Origin of the sequence: Tenacibaculum sp. Ill (assembly GCF_051938915.1) — a bacterium.
Classification (GTDB): Bacteria; Bacteroidota; Bacteroidia; order Flavobacteriales; family Flavobacteriaceae; genus Polaribacter; species Polaribacter larymnensis.
Window position 1 is genome coordinate 212,975 of record NZ_JBPSCW010000002.1, and the last position, 13,899, is coordinate 226,873.

Genomic DNA, 13,899 nt, shown 5'->3' on the forward strand with positions numbered 1-13,899 from the left:
GGGTTTTTATAAAAAATATATACAAGAGTTTTATACATAAGAAAATTATGTATATTTGTATACCTAAAATTCTTAGGTATAAGAAAACTCATAATTATGGGAAACCAAAAACTATACAAAGGATCATTACAGACTATTATTTTGAAGTTATTAGCTCAAAATGATAAAATGTACGGATATGAAATCACTCAAAAAGTAAAAGAACTTACTAAAGGAGAATTAAAAATTACTGAAGGAGCTTTGTATCCTGCATTACATAAGTTAGAAGCTGAAGGTCTACTAGATGTTGAAGTAGCCAAAGTAGGAAATCGTTTACGTAAATATTACAAGCTTACTGAAAATGGTACTAAAGAAACCGCAAATCGTCTTTCAGAAATGCAAGAGTTTTTAAACACCATGCAACAATTGGTAAACCCTAAGTTTAGTTTCGAATAAAAATATATCGCTATGGAATTAACAAAAGAACAAATACAAAGAGTAGAAAAGTATCTTGATGTAAAAAAAATAAACTATATAGATGTTAGAGTTGAAGTTCTCGACCATATCCTTTCAGAATTAGAAAACGATATAGATAAAAATTTTTCGTTTGAAAATACTTTTAGTAACACCATTAAAAAATGGAATACTCTTTTACAAAGCTCTTCTAGTGTTTATTTAGGCTATGCCTATGTAAAGCCGAAAATTGTGATTGATAAAATGAAAAAATATGGTAGACCACATGTTATTAAAATATGGGGGACTATTGCTTTAATGTTTTTATTACTTAGTTCAAAACTAGAAGTAACTACTTCACATGCGCAAACAATAAACTTTTTTGCAAAACTTTTTATCTATACTGTATCTTTTATTATTAGTTTAGGCTACATCGTAATATGGCAATCAAAACAAAAAACATCCTATCGTTTTCTTTTTGAATCGCAAGTATTACCTTATATACTTTTACCCCTGATGCTTTTCGGTGATTTTCTTACTGAAAAGGGTAATCTTGACCTTGTTCAAATGGTAATGCTACTATTTAGTGCTTTTACTGTACAACTAGGTATAAAGCTATATAAAAACCACTTCTTATCTGTAAAAAAATATGCTTACAAATGGAATTAACAAAAGAACAAATACAAGAAATTGACAACTATATTGCTGCATGTGGTATTAAATTTTATGATGTAAAAGCTGAATTAGTAGATCATTTTGCCTCAATTTTAGAAGAACGTCTAGAAATAGAACCTAAATTAGATATTCATAAAGCTATTATAGAAGAACATAAAAAATTTAGTGACCAAGGCTTTAAAAAACTATTAAAAACAAAAGCTGATACTGTTCGCAAACGCTTTTATAAGCTGACTTTTTTACACCTTCAATCATTCTTTAAACTACCTAAAGTATTAATTACGGTAGCTCTTTTTTTTATATTTAAAGAACTAATGAATCTTTTTGAAAACAAAGAATACTTCTTCGATTTGCTCAGTGGGATTGGTCTTTTAATAATTGTACAATTATTAATCCGTATTTCTATTGAATTTGGTAATCAAAGAGAACGCTTTAATCGAAAGGAACATTTTTTAGTACTCAATAAGTCAGATATGTTTTTACAACTTATTAATACTCTTTTTATCTTTTTTAACAGCAGTGTTACTTTTAGAAATAACCAGAGCTTTACTAATACTAATTATAATTTAATTCATTTAGGAGTATTTGTTTTATTGCTACTTTTTTATTGGTCAGGTGAATATGTATTTTATAAAAACAAACAAACTGTAAAAAAACAATATCCTCACGTATTGGTATAAGCTAATGGAATTAACCAAAGAACAAATTAAAAAAATAGACCTTTTTTTAGAAGGAATAGGAATTGAATATATAGATATTCGTTTTGAAATGGTAGATCATATTGCTACTGAAATTGAAAATAACATTGACGATACTACTACTTTTTTTGAGTATAATGGCTTTCAAACTCCTTTCATAAAATATATGCTTAGCAGAAAAAAGGAATACTTCGAAAGCTATAAAAAGCAAAAAAGAAGAGCTCTTTGGTTTAATATAAAAAAAACACTAGTTACTGTTTTCAAAGAGTCTATAAAACCTATCAACTTTATAGCTATTTTACTCTTTTTATTTGCTATTAACCTCCTAGAGAAGTTCAGTCTAAAATATACAAGTGAAGTTGTTTTTATTTCATTTTTTCTTACTTTCTTTTACTTTACAATAAAATTTAATCAGTTTAAAAAGAAATTTGGAGACGTTAAGATTATTCATGCTTATACATCTATTTTAATGTTTAACTACATTATCTCTTTTCACTTTCCCGGAATTACTCCCATTTTTAGTGAAGGTAATTATTCACCTTTTCTTCTATATAAATGTGTTACAGCTCTAATTATTAATTTTTTAGTTTTTAAGTGTTTTCTAAATGAAAAAACAAATATTCAAAAACGCCTTAAAAACTTAGCTTAATTACTATGGAATTAACCAAAGAGCAAATAAAAAAAATAGATACTCATCTAAAAACAAGAGGAATAAAATATTGGGATTTGCGTATCGAAATGGTAGACCATGTTATTTCTGATATTGAAGAAAACGCAACAACAAACGACTTTAAAGTAGAATTGGAAAAATCTCTTAAAAAATTAAGTTGGCACGAAAATTTAAGGAAGGAAAATCAAGAAGGCTGGAAAAATGTAAACGGAAAATACAGAAAAAGCTATGTAAAAGAAATTATACGTTTTTTTAAATCTCCTAGAACTCTTTTTATATATAGTATAATCACTCTTCTATATTACTCCATTTCAAAACAACTAAGTTTTGATAGCTTTAAAAAAATAAGCCTAGCTGTTTTCTTAATTCCTTCAATTCTATTTCTTTTTATCTCCTTAAAACAACTATCTAAAAAATATGGGAGATCTGTAAATTTAGATTATGGTATGTTCTACTTTTCATTTCCTTATTTAATAATCAGTCTTCCTTTACAATTAAGTAAGGAATTGCCAGAAAATTCTCAAAAATTGATTAGTATTTTCTTGTTATCGCTTTTTTGGGTACTAAATTATACTGGATACAAAGTTTTTAGAACTGCCTTTACAAAAATTGAGAAAATAAAAAAAGAATTAGCTATATGAAACTAACCGACCAACATATAGAACAATTATACAGGTTTACCCGTCAACATTTTGTTGAGCATTATGATGTACAAACCGAGTTAGTAGATCATCTTGCTAACGATATTGAGCAAATTTGGGAAGAAAACCCAACACTCACTTTTGAGCAAGCTAGAGAAAACTCGTTTAAAAAATTTGGTATGTTTGGATTTATGACCGTGGTAGAAAAAAAACAAAAACAACTGGGAAAAAAGTACCGAAAAATTATATGGAGCTACCTAAAATAATTTTAACTGTAAGTTCTGTTTTTATCTTTTATTTTTTATTCCAAATACCATATTATGGAAAGTATTTCTTCTATAGTTTAGACGTTTTCTTTTTCCTTTTTATAATAATTAGATGTCAATTTTTAATCAAGCAACAAAAGCAGCGAGTAATAGAAACTGGTAAAAACTGGTTATTAGAAGATATTATTTTTAAAATGGCATCTTCTAACTTTATTGTCTTTTTTTGTAATGTGTATAATATTTTTCGATTAGCAGAACTGATGCATAGAAAAGAGTTCACACTTCATATTTCTGTCTTTTCGGTTCTTTTAATATTAGTGTCTTACATCACTTTAGAGTTAATCCCTAAAAAGTCAAAAGAACTTCTCGAAGAACATTATCTAGAATATAAACTAGCAAATAAGTAAAAACTACTTTTTACCTTCAACAACAATAACAATTTCACCTTTCGGTGGTTTTTCAGTATAGTATGCTAACACTTCTTTTACACTTCCTCGTTTGGTTTCTTCAAATAATTTTGTTAGTTCTCTAGAAACAGATATTTGTCTATCCTCTCCAAAATACTCTGCAAAATTTGCTAAGGTTTTTAATAATTTATGTGGACTCTCATAAAAAATCATGGTGCGAGTTTCTTCCGCTAAAAATTTTAATCGTGTTTGACGTCCCTTTTTTACAGGTAAAAAGCCTTCAAAAACAAATTTATCATTTGGTAATCCAGAGTTTACCAACGCTGGTATAAATGCAGTAGCGCCTGGTAAACATTCTACATCTACCCCATTCTGTATACACGCCCTAGTTAATAAAAAACCAGGATCTGAAATTGCGGGAGTTCCTGCGTCAGAAATTAACGCAAATGTTTCACCACTTTGCAAACGTTTTACAATTGTTTCTACTGTTTTATGCTCATTATGCATATGGTGCGATTGCATTGGTGTGGCAATATCATAATGCTTTAACAGTTTTCCACTTGTACGTGTATCTTCAGCTAAAATATAGTCTACTTCTTTTAAAATATTTAGTGCTCTTAGCGTAATATCTTCTAAATTTCCAATCGGTGTAGGTACCAAATACAGTTTACTCATACAACAAAGCTACAACAAAGTTTTCTTACATTTGTCCTATGCCAAAAAAGCTGTTAAAAAATATTGATTTCCCTTCAGATGTAAGGAAGTTAACACCTGAAAAGCTTCCGCAATTAGCGAAAGAATTGCGTGAATTTATTATTGATGTAGTTTCTACAAAAGAAGGTCATTTAGGTGCGAGTTTAGGTGTCGTTGAACTCACTATTGCACTACATTATTTATTTGATACTCCAAACGATTTATTAGTTTGGGATGTTGGGCATCAAGCCTATGGGCATAAAATTTTAACCGGAAGAAAAAACGTTTTTCATACTAATAGACAGTTTGATGGTGTTTCAGGATTTCCAAAACGCTCAGAAAGTGAGTATGACACTTTTGGTGTAGGACATTCTTCTACCGCTATTTCAGCAGCTTTAGGGATGGCAATTGCCTCGAAATTACAAGATATTGAAAAACATCATATTGCTGTTATTGGCGATGCTTCTATCGCTAGCGGAATGGCTTTTGAAGCTTTGAATCATGCAGGAGACACGAATGCAAATTTGTTAGTTATTCTAAATGACAATGCGATTGGTATTGATCCATCGGTAGGTGCTTTAAAAGATTATTTAACAAAAATTAAAGCTCCTCGATTAGAAATCGAACAACACAATATTTTTGAAGCCTTAAACTTTGATTATTCTGGACCTATTGACGGACATAATTTTGAAGAGTTGTTACGTGAACTAGAACGCTTAAAAGGTGTTCAAGGTCCTAAGTTTTTACACGTAATAACTACAAAAGGGAAAGGGTTACGACAAGCTGAACAAGACCAAGTAAGGTATCATGCTCCTGGGAAGTTTGACAAAGTTTCTGGAGATGTCCTACCTAAAGAAGCAAGCAAATACACTAAATTTCAAGATGTTTTTGGGAAAACTATAGTTGAACTAGCGCAGCAAAACGAAAAAATTGTAGGAATTACACCTGCTATGTTAACTGGAAGTTCCTTAAAGTTTATGATGCAAGAGTTTCCTGATAGAACATTTGATGTAGGTATTGCCGAACAACATGCAGTAACTTTAGCGGCTGGTATGGCTACACAAGGACTAGTTCCGTTTTGTAATATTTATTCTACCTTTTTACAACGTGCATACGACCAAGTAATTCACGATGTAGCCTTACAAAACTTACCTGTAATTTTTTGCTTAGATAGAGCTGGGTTAGTAGGTGAAGATGGAGCCACACATCACGGTGTTTTTGATTTGGCTTATTTACGTTGCATTCCTAACCTAATTGTATTTGCTCCTCGCAATGAAATTGAGCTACGTAACATGATGTTTACCGCACAACAGGGTCTTGAACATCCGATAGCTATTAGGTATCCCAGAGGGAAAGGCAAATTAGAGCAATGGCAACTTCCATTCGAAACCATAGAAGTTGGAAAAGGAACCTGTTTAAAAGAAGGAACTCAAATTGCAGTGTTATCTATTGGAACAATAGCTGATAATGTCTCAGAAGCAATAAATCAGTTTGAAAACAACAAATCCATTGCACATTACGACCTATGTTTTGTAAAACCTTTAGACAAGCAACTTTTAGACACTATTTTCAATAAATTCGAGACTATTATTACTGTTGAAGATGGCACTATCAAAGGTGGATTTGGAAGTGCTGTGTTAGAATATGCTTCCGAAGTAAACTATCAAGGAAAAATTAAACTTTTAGGAGTTCCTGATGAGTTTATCCATCATGGTACGATTCAACAGTTGCAAGAAGTATGTGGAATTGATACAATCTTCATTCAAAAAGTAATTAAAAGTCTACTATAAAAGAAAAGCGAACCAAATTGGTTCGCTTTTCAACTCTTTATTTCAAAGTTTATTTCTTCATTGTCTTTTCAGAAAGTTTCTTTTGTCCTAGTTCATCATATATTTCAACAATGTAAATTGAGTTGCTTGAAACTGTAGAAACATCTATCGAATTATTAATTACAGGTGCTTCTATTACTTTTCTTCCTGATACGTCTATTATTTTTGCGATCCACAAAACTGTATTTTTTCCTCCTTTAATATAAATCCTATCAACAGCTGGATTGGGATAAATACTCATTTCTGAGGTTTTTCTTTCTTCTATTTTTTTACTTCTTAATTGCTCCTTTGCAGAAGTAGAAGTATTTAAACAAACTTGTTTGGTTTCAGAAGAGCCAAAGCTTCCTCCTGAAGCTAATACATCTCCATTATTATTAGTTATTTCATACGAACCACTTCCATAACTACAGCAAATGCCATCACCATATGTATCATTAATTGTAAAATCATAACACCCAACAGGTAAACATTCTGAAACGGTAATAGATTCTCCATTTCCTTGAGTATAATCACCTCCACTCATCACCGTTTGTCCATTGCCATCCTTCAAAGCCCAAGAAGTTTCATAAGAATATTTATCGAAGGTAATTGTTACGTTTACATCCTCACATTCTGGAGTTTCTCCTCCATTATCGGGGTTTCCAGTACTATAAGTAACTACTAATTTTGGTGCACTCGCACTAGTTCCATCATACGATTCTGCTGTTCGTTCTCCTGTTCCAGAAATATAAAACATCATTGAATTACCAGAATTCCAATTGGATTTATTCACTACATATTGTACTAGTGATTTTAAATCTGGTGTTTTTTGTGCTGTACCAGATGCTCCAACAGAACTCCAAGAACTAGGATTCCAAGCAACCGATTGACTGTAATAACTTCTTGAGGTTATATTATAGCTTTGTGAAGTAATGTCTGGTGCATTTGATGAATCTTGAATTTTTATTGCTAATGATGTACTTCCCGAATTTGTTTCATCTGTTGTAAATTGTATGTATGCATTCGTTACCGTAGCATTTGCAGGTATATTTAAGTTTCTAAATAACATTCCTACATGTTGATTTCCTTTCGAACTTCCATCATACACTAATTCTAAATCAGAACTGTCCATATACATTTGTCCTGAAGACTCATATTGCTCTGCATCATCATTTGTGCTATTTATTGTTGATGTTACTGTCTTAGAAACGTTTCCTACAAAAACTAAAACTTCTTCAGAGGTAGTTTCATATCCATCATTATCTGTAGCTATTGCTTTCAGAGTATATGATTGGTTATCAATTGTAGGCGTCCAGTTATAAGAATATGGAGTATTTGTATCTGTGCTTACTAAAGTGTTATTTACATAAAACTTAACACTTGAAATTGTTCCATCACTATCTGTAGCAGTAGCGGAAATTGTTACTGGAGTATTTACGGTATGTGATGAACCTGATGATGGACTTGTAATTGCAACTTCTGGATAGCTAACGTTACTACTTATAATTGTTACCACACTTCCATTAGATGGGCTCCATATATCTAAATTAGACGGTATTATGAATGGGTTTTGGTTTGAAACAGAACCAACGCTACTCGCATTATCTACCTTAATTGTTCTAACTTCTATTTTAGACTCTTCAACAAAAATCCATTTAAACTGGTTAAAGGTACTCGCGTCTCTTGTCCAGTTTTTTGAATCATTCGATGATCGTAAAGGTGCTCCCCAACAACCTTCCCCTACATAAACGGTTCCGTTAGCATCATCTCTAACAAAACCTTCATCGCAATTACTTCCGCCGGAACAAGGTTTTACCGGCCATGTCGTTTTTACTGTATGAGAATCTGATTCGAATACTAAATTCACTCCTTTATCATAAAATAATTGAGACCAACTAGAGTATTCATCATTTCCTTCTGATTTTGATGATACGTGTGGACGCATCGGTTTGTGATATTGAGCAGACTTCCAAATAGAATTATTTGCATTCAATTTTTGACTTAACCATGAATACTGAGTACCACCAGCGGAAATTTCTGAATTCAGTGTATAAATTGTATACAAGTTGTTTCCAAAAGTTATATCGTAATAAACACTTGTTGATGGAACATTAAACAGGTTATAAATACTATTATTGGAACCTTCGTGATTTCCTCTTGTCGGCACTATAGGAAACATTCTTCCGTCATTTGCTGTGGTATATTGCCAATCATTAAACCAGTCTTGCCATTCAGAACTAGAGTCTCCGTTAGTCATATCTCCACCAAAGAACACTGCGGTTGGCTTTAATTTAGAAACTAACAAGTTAGCATCTCTTCTTGGTGTTCTATTATTTCTTGAATCTCCTCCAGCAATAAAAGACATTTTATCGTTGGTATTTGGAGCTGTTTTAAACCAAAAACGGCTACTTACCCCTTGGCTATCTTTAATTACAAAATAATAGTTAGTATTAGGACTTAATCCGGTTAATTTGGCAAAAGTATTACTCATTCCTTTATAAGAAACTGAGCGATCTACAGATTTGGAATTTGGATAATTTGACCAGTTAGTTCCATTATCTGTCGTTCCATAGTATACAATTGGGTTAGATCCTGAAATTTGATTCCAACCAATCATTATAGTTGTTGCCGGATTGTCTGTGATGATTAATCTGTACTTATCATTAGAGGCATAAGTACTAAGAACAGCTAATAATAACAGTGTTAAAATAATTTTTTTCATTGTGAGGGACTTTAAAGTTTAATAGTTAGTTACACAAATATATTTTTTCCCTTTCAAATTAATAGGTTATTTTTATTAAAATTAATTATATAATAACCTGATTAACTTTAACCTAACTATTGTTTTATAGTTTACTAATCTTATTTTAACAAACTACATACCCCCTATTTTTACTTTTGTTTAAACCTTAATTTATGAACACTAAAACCCTTCTTACTTTTTTAAAATTCTGTTCTTTTTTTATTTTTTTTGGCAGAGCTTACCAGCATTTATTTTGGGATGCACCCTACCGAAGCTTTTTTTGGGATCAACATTTATTGGAGCCTGTTATTAATTTTCTTTTTAACACTAGTTGGCAATCATACGTTACAAATCTTAACACCGATTTTGCTATTCAAGTTTTAACCAGAAGCATTGGTGTTTTATATCTAGTTTGTGCTGTTATTTCAATTTTAATAAATGAAAACTCAAAAAAATGGATGAGTAATATTTTAAAATTAGGCGCAGTAAGTTTAATTTTTTTAGCTTTAATGATTACAAAAAATAAGTTTTATCACTTTATAATGTTTTTTGAGCACACCATTCAGTTTGGAGTTCCTGTCGCTTTATTATATTTTTTAAAACACAAAAACACACCTATCTTACTTTTTTACCTAAAAGTTTTTATTGCATTAGCTTTCACTTGTCATGGAATGTACGCTATTGGTGTTTTTTATCCGTTACCAGGTAATTTCGTTACCATGACGTTGAACATACTTCCTGTACAAGAAGAAATGGCTAAAAACCTATTATTTGTAGCTGGTGTTTTAGATTTCATTATTGCTATTGCTATATTTATTCCTAAACTTTCAAAAGCAGCCTTGCTATATGCATGCTTTTGGGGTATTGTTACTGCTTTAGCAAGAATTCTTAGTGGCTTTCATTATGATTTTTCTTTAAGTATTATGCATCAGTATTTATACTTAACAATATATAGACTTCCTCACGGATTAATACCACTACTGGTTTATCTATACTTAGTCAAAAACAATTCTGAAAAGTCTAGAACTAACAACAGTTTAGTTTCTGTCTAATTTATTTACCTAATTATACCTTACCACATGTGAATGATTATAGGTAGAAATAAATTTGAAGTTGTTTTTTAGTGCTTTCTGAAACTTATAGTTTGTAAGCTTTATATTCGCCAAAAAATAACCCCCTAATATTTCAAAAATGAAACTATTATTTAAAACATTAGTTTGTTCTTCCTTTTTATTCTTTTCATGTAGTGATAAAGAAAGTATCCCTAACGTTGAGCTTAAAACTTATTCTTTTGATTCTGAAACCAATTCTAGCTTAATGTTTCAAGACGGAGAACCTCAAGAAGTAATGACTTCAGAATCTCGTGTGTATGAAATAAGTAAAGTAATAAGAGTTAAGCCAATTGATAATAAAACTATTGAGATTGCTAATTTTGCTCCGATAGATTTAGAAGATATAACTATTACAGCTACGATTGAGGCTGAAGGTTTTCATAAACCTATTAAATTATTTAAAATTGATAAAATAAGAGCCCATGGTAAGCAAGAAATTAACTACCCTTTTATAAACAACTCTTCCTTGTTTTTAAATACAAGCAATCAAGAAGTTGATCTTTCAATTTTTAAAGATACAGGTATTGACCCTAGTAATATTGTTTTTGATTTTACTGGTGATAACGAAATTATCCAAAAGCTTAAAGGTTTACATAAACTAAAGTGGACGATAAAATACCATGACTTTGATACAGACAACAATCCAGATAACAATTGGGCCGAAGATATTACTGCAAAAGATATCCGTAGGTTTACTGGGTTAATGATTAACCTTGGAGTTGTTTTTGCTTCTGATAATTTTAAAAATGAATTTATTAATGAAAATATTATCGGAAATGATGGCACAACTGCTTTAACAGAAAACGAAAAGAAAGGAGCTTATAATATTATTTTAAACAAAACTCGCTATAACTGTGGTAAGGTTGTTAATGTTTCTGGTTTAGGTGGTGGCGCAACCTTTGGTTTAGCTGAACATGTACTAAGAGATTATATTCGTAAAGAAACTGGTTTTATAACAGCACATGAAATAGGACATACTATTGGTTATAACCATTCTTCAAATATGACATACCCTCATGAAGTAGATGGAGTAAGTACAGGAATTAGCCCTGTTACCACAAGAATTATGAATCAGTTTTTTGAAAATGATTTATATCCAGTAACATTAGAAAACTATTACTTATCATCTGATTTTGAATAATAAAATTATATAAATAAAAAAGCGAACCAAATTGGTTCGCTTTTTTTATGGTAACTCTCAGAATATTTCTGAGAAATTCTCTTTTCTTAGTTATTTAAAGCTTCTGCTCCACCAACGATTTCTAAGATTTCGTTTGTAATTGCAGCTTGACGTGCTTTGTTATAAGTTAATAATAACTCATCACGTAATTCCGTAGCATTATCAGTTGCTTTATGCATTGCAGTCATACGAGCACCGTGTTCGGCAGCAAATGAATCACGAATTGCTTTGTATAATTGCGTCTTTAATGACTTAGGAATTAACTCTAAAATGATTTCTTCTTTAGAAGGCTCAAAAATGTAATCTAAATTAGCTTTTGATTCTCCTTCTACAGATTGAATTGGTAAGAATTGCTCTACCTGTGGTATTTGAGTCGCTGCGTTTTTAAATCTGTTGTATATGATTTCTATCTTGTCATAAGAACCATCTACGAATAAATTCATTAACTGTTCAGCTATTTCAGCAACATTATCAAAAGTTAAGTCATCAAAAATATTACTTCTATTCTCGATAACTGTATAGTCTTTTGATAAAATATCGTTTCCTTTTTTACCAATAGTCAATAAATCAACAGCAGCATCATTGTATTTCTCGTTGATAGTTTTAACCGTTTCTTTAATAATAGATGAGTTAAAACCTCCACATAAACCTCTATTTGAAGTTACAGTAACTAACAATACTTTGTTTACTTCTCTTTCTGTTGAATATACTCCACCTGCATCGCTATCTAATGTAGCACTTAAGCTTTGTAATAATTCGGTAAGCTTAGATGAATACGGACGCATTGCTGTAATTGCATCTTGAGCTTTTTTCAACTTTGCAGCCGATACCATTTTCATGGCAGAGGTAATCTGCATTGTTGATTTAATCGAAGTAATTCTGTTACGTATTTCTTTTAAGTTTGCCATTTAATTGAACTTAAAATTTATAAAACCCCCGCATTGTTATGCGGGGATGCCTTTTTTGTTTTTATTAAGCTGAAAATTTAGCTGAAACTTCTTTAGCAGCGTCTCTTAAAGTATCAATTACTTCATCAGTTAACTTTCCTGCTTTTAAAGTATCTAAAGTATCTCTATGCTTAGCATTTAAGTACTCTAAATAATCTTTTTCGAATTCTTTCACCTTGTTTACAGGTACATCTTTTAACAAGTTCTTAGAACCTGCATAGATAATAGCTACCTGATCTTCTACAGTATAAGGATCGTTTTGAGCTTGCTTTAAGATCTCTACGTTACGCTTACCTTTTTCAATTACATTTAAAGTAGCAGCATCTAAATCAGAACCAAACTTAGCGAATGCTTCTAATTCACGGTACTGAGCTTGATCTAACTTTAAAGTACCAGATACTTTTTTCATTGATTTAATCTGAGCAGATCCTCCTACACGTGATACAGAGATACCTACGTTAATCGCTGGACGAACCCCTGAGTTGAATAAATCAGACTCTAAGAAAATCTGTCCATCAGTAATCGAAATTACGTTTGTTGGAATATATGCTGAAACGTCTCCTGCTTGAGTTTCAATAATTGGTAAAGCTGTTAAAGATCCTCCACCTTTTACTTTAGACTTTAATGATTCTGGTAAATCATTCATTTCTTTAGCGATAGAATCATCAGCAATTACCTTAGCAGCACGCTCTAATAATCTTGAGTGTAAGTAAAATACATCCCCTGGGTAAGCCTCACGTCCTGGTGGTCTTCTTAATAATAAAGACACCTCACGATACGCTACTGCTTGCTTAGATAAATCATCATAAACAATTAAAGCTGGTCTACCAGTATCACGGAAATATTCTCCAATTGCAGCTCCTGCGAATGGTGCATATACTTGCATTGGTGCAGGATCAGATGCATTTGCAGCAACGATAGTTGTATAAGCTAACGCTCCTTTTTCTTCTAACATGTTAGCAATAGCTGCTACTGTTGAAGCTTTTTGACCGATAGCTACGTAGATACAGTACACTGGTTGTCCTGCATCATAAAATTCTTTCTGATTTAAGATAGTATCAATAGCAACAGTTGATTTACCTGTTTGACGGTCTCCAATGATTAACTCACGTTGACCACGTCCTACTGGAATCATTGCATCAATAGATTTGATACCTGTTTGCATTGGCTCAGTTACAGGCTCACGGAAGATAACCCCTGGTGCTTTACGCTCTAAAGGCATTTCAAAAGTTTCACCTTGAATTGGCCCTTTACCATCTATTGGTTGTCCTAAAGTGTTAACAACACGTCCTACGATTCCTTCTCCAGCTTTTAAAGAAGCAATTCTTTCTGTACGTTTCACAGTAGATCCTTCTCTTACTGAAGTAGAAGCTCCTAATAATACAACACCTGCATTATCTTCTTCTAAGTTTAATACGATACCTTCTAATCCGTTATCGAATTCTACTAATTCTCCGTATTGTACGTTAGATAATCCATAAACACGTGCAATACCATCACCTACTTGTAATACTGTCCCTACTTCGTTTAATGAAGCCTTAGACTCAAAATTTGTTAATTGTTCCTTTAAAATTGCTGATACTTCAGCTGGTTTAATTGCTGCCATCTTATTTCTTTTGATGTATAA

14 protein-coding genes are annotated in these 13,899 nt (G+C 31.6%); 10 read left to right on the top strand and 4 right to left on the bottom strand.

Annotated elements, in window-relative coordinates:
- Positions 1-96: 96 nt before the first annotated feature.
- The 7 genes from ACTPNM_RS01025 to ACTPNM_RS01055 are packed head-to-tail and all read left to right on the top strand — an operon-like array spanning position 97 to position 3,789.
- The gene (locus tag ACTPNM_RS01025) at positions 97-435 is read left to right on the top strand and encodes a PadR family transcriptional regulator (RefSeq protein WP_440120239.1); all 339 of its coding nucleotides are present in this window, start codon (positions 97-99) and stop codon (positions 433-435) included.
- Between the two features lie 12 nt (positions 436-447).
- Positions 448-1,101 carry a hypothetical protein gene (locus ACTPNM_RS01030; RefSeq protein WP_440120240.1) on the top strand — a complete coding sequence of 218 codons (654 nt, stop codon included), beginning with the start codon at positions 448-450 and terminating at the stop codon, positions 1,099-1,101.
- Positions 1,092-1,787, top strand: a complete 696-nt coding sequence (locus ACTPNM_RS01035) for a hypothetical protein (RefSeq protein WP_440120241.1) — start codon at positions 1,092-1,094, stop codon at positions 1,785-1,787. Before ACTPNM_RS01030 ends, ACTPNM_RS01035 begins: the two co-directional genes overlap by 10 nt.
- A gap of 4 nt (positions 1,788-1,791) precedes the next feature.
- On the top strand, positions 1,792-2,454 hold the full coding sequence (locus ACTPNM_RS01040) for a hypothetical protein (protein ID WP_440120242.1): 663 nt from the start codon (positions 1,792-1,794) through the stop codon (positions 2,452-2,454).
- A gap of 5 nt (positions 2,455-2,459) precedes the next feature.
- Entirely contained in the window at positions 2,460-3,116 is a 657-nt protein-coding gene (locus ACTPNM_RS01045; RefSeq protein ID WP_440120243.1) for a hypothetical protein, read from the top strand.
- The gene (locus ACTPNM_RS01050) at positions 3,113-3,382 is read left to right on the top strand and encodes a hypothetical protein (protein WP_440120244.1); all 270 of its coding nucleotides are present in this window, start codon (positions 3,113-3,115) and stop codon (positions 3,380-3,382) included. The genes ACTPNM_RS01045 and ACTPNM_RS01050 overlap by 4 nt, the downstream gene beginning before the upstream one ends.
- Positions 3,364-3,789 carry a hypothetical protein gene (locus tag ACTPNM_RS01055; protein WP_440120245.1) on the top strand — a complete coding sequence of 142 codons (426 nt, stop codon included), beginning with the start codon at positions 3,364-3,366 and terminating at the stop codon, positions 3,787-3,789. Before ACTPNM_RS01050 ends, ACTPNM_RS01055 begins: the two co-directional genes overlap by 19 nt.
- Before the next feature lie 3 nt (positions 3,790-3,792).
- On the opposite strand, the gene rsmI is transcribed toward ACTPNM_RS01055, so the two are convergent.
- Positions 3,793-4,464, bottom strand: coding sequence for a 16S rRNA (cytidine(1402)-2'-O)-methyltransferase (gene rsmI, locus ACTPNM_RS01060; protein ID WP_440120246.1), 672 nt, complete (start codon positions 4,462-4,464; stop codon positions 3,793-3,795).
- A gap of 38 nt (positions 4,465-4,502) precedes the next feature.
- Here rsmI and dxs point away from each other — a divergent pair, with 38 nt between their 5' ends.
- Positions 4,503-6,272 carry a 1-deoxy-D-xylulose-5-phosphate synthase gene (gene dxs / locus ACTPNM_RS01065; RefSeq protein WP_440120247.1) on the top strand — a complete coding sequence of 590 codons (1,770 nt, stop codon included), beginning with the start codon at positions 4,503-4,505 and terminating at the stop codon, positions 6,270-6,272.
- A 49-nt stretch (positions 6,273-6,321) separates the two neighbouring features.
- On the opposite strand, the gene ACTPNM_RS01070 is transcribed toward dxs, so the two are convergent.
- Positions 6,322-9,012: an Ig-like domain-containing protein gene (locus ACTPNM_RS01070; protein ID WP_440120248.1), complete on the bottom strand. Its 2,691-nt coding sequence runs from the start codon at positions 9,010-9,012 to the stop codon at positions 6,322-6,324.
- Positions 9,013-9,206: 194 nt separating this feature from the next.
- Between ACTPNM_RS01070 and ACTPNM_RS01075 the strand changes: the two genes are divergently transcribed.
- Both ACTPNM_RS01075 and ACTPNM_RS01080 read left to right on the top strand, forming a co-directional pair.
- Entirely contained in the window at positions 9,207-10,085 is an 879-nt protein-coding gene (locus ACTPNM_RS01075; RefSeq protein WP_440120249.1) for a hypothetical protein, read from the top strand.
- A gap of 139 nt (positions 10,086-10,224) precedes the next feature.
- Positions 10,225-11,286, top strand: a complete 1,062-nt coding sequence (locus ACTPNM_RS01080) for a hypothetical protein (protein ID WP_440120250.1) — start codon at positions 10,225-10,227, stop codon at positions 11,284-11,286.
- 86 nt (positions 11,287-11,372) lie between these two features.
- Here ACTPNM_RS01080 and atpG read toward each other — a convergent pair whose 3' ends face one another.
- Both atpG and atpA read right to left on the bottom strand, forming a co-directional pair.
- Entirely contained in the window at positions 11,373-12,233 is an 861-nt protein-coding gene (atpG, locus tag ACTPNM_RS01085; RefSeq protein ID WP_440120251.1) for an ATP synthase F1 subunit gamma, read from the bottom strand.
- 64 nt (positions 12,234-12,297) lie between these two features.
- Positions 12,298-13,878 (bottom strand): F0F1 ATP synthase subunit alpha, encoded by a 1,581-nt coding sequence (gene atpA, locus ACTPNM_RS01090; protein ID WP_274638754.1) that lies wholly within the window; start codon positions 13,876-13,878, stop codon positions 12,298-12,300.
- Positions 13,879-13,899 lie beyond the last annotated feature (21 nt).

Coding starts and splice junctions, on each gene's coding strand:
- ACTPNM_RS01030 (WP_440120240.1), top strand. CDS start 448: ATGGAATTAACAAAAGAACAAATACAAAGAGTAGAAAAGTATCTTGAT.
- ACTPNM_RS01045 (WP_440120243.1), top strand. CDS start 2,460: ATGGAATTAACCAAAGAGCAAATAAAAAAAATAGATACTCATCTAAAA.
- ACTPNM_RS01075 (WP_440120249.1), top strand. CDS start 9,207: ATGAACACTAAAACCCTTCTTACTTTTTTAAAATTCTGTTCTTTTTTT.
- ACTPNM_RS01025 (WP_440120239.1), top strand. CDS start 97: ATGGGAAACCAAAAACTATACAAAGGATCATTACAGACTATTATTTTG.
- atpA (WP_274638754.1), bottom strand. CDS start 13,878: ATGGCAGCAATTAAACCAGCTGAAGTATCAGCAATTTTAAAGGAACAA.
- dxs (WP_440120247.1), top strand. CDS start 4,503: ATGCCAAAAAAGCTGTTAAAAAATATTGATTTCCCTTCAGATGTAAGG.
- ACTPNM_RS01050 (WP_440120244.1), top strand. CDS start 3,113: ATGAAACTAACCGACCAACATATAGAACAATTATACAGGTTTACCCGT.
- rsmI (WP_440120246.1), bottom strand. CDS start 4,464: ATGAGTAAACTGTATTTGGTACCTACACCGATTGGAAATTTAGAAGAT.
- ACTPNM_RS01035 (WP_440120241.1), top strand. CDS start 1,092: ATGGAATTAACAAAAGAACAAATACAAGAAATTGACAACTATATTGCT.
- ACTPNM_RS01080 (WP_440120250.1), top strand. CDS start 10,225: ATGAAACTATTATTTAAAACATTAGTTTGTTCTTCCTTTTTATTCTTT.
- ACTPNM_RS01055 (WP_440120245.1), top strand. CDS start 3,364: ATGGAGCTACCTAAAATAATTTTAACTGTAAGTTCTGTTTTTATCTTT.
- ACTPNM_RS01070 (WP_440120248.1), bottom strand. CDS start 9,012: ATGAAAAAAATTATTTTAACACTGTTATTATTAGCTGTTCTTAGTACT.
- ACTPNM_RS01040 (WP_440120242.1), top strand. CDS start 1,792: ATGGAATTAACCAAAGAACAAATTAAAAAAATAGACCTTTTTTTAGAA.
- atpG (WP_440120251.1), bottom strand. CDS start 12,233: ATGGCAAACTTAAAAGAAATACGTAACAGAATTACTTCGATTAAATCA.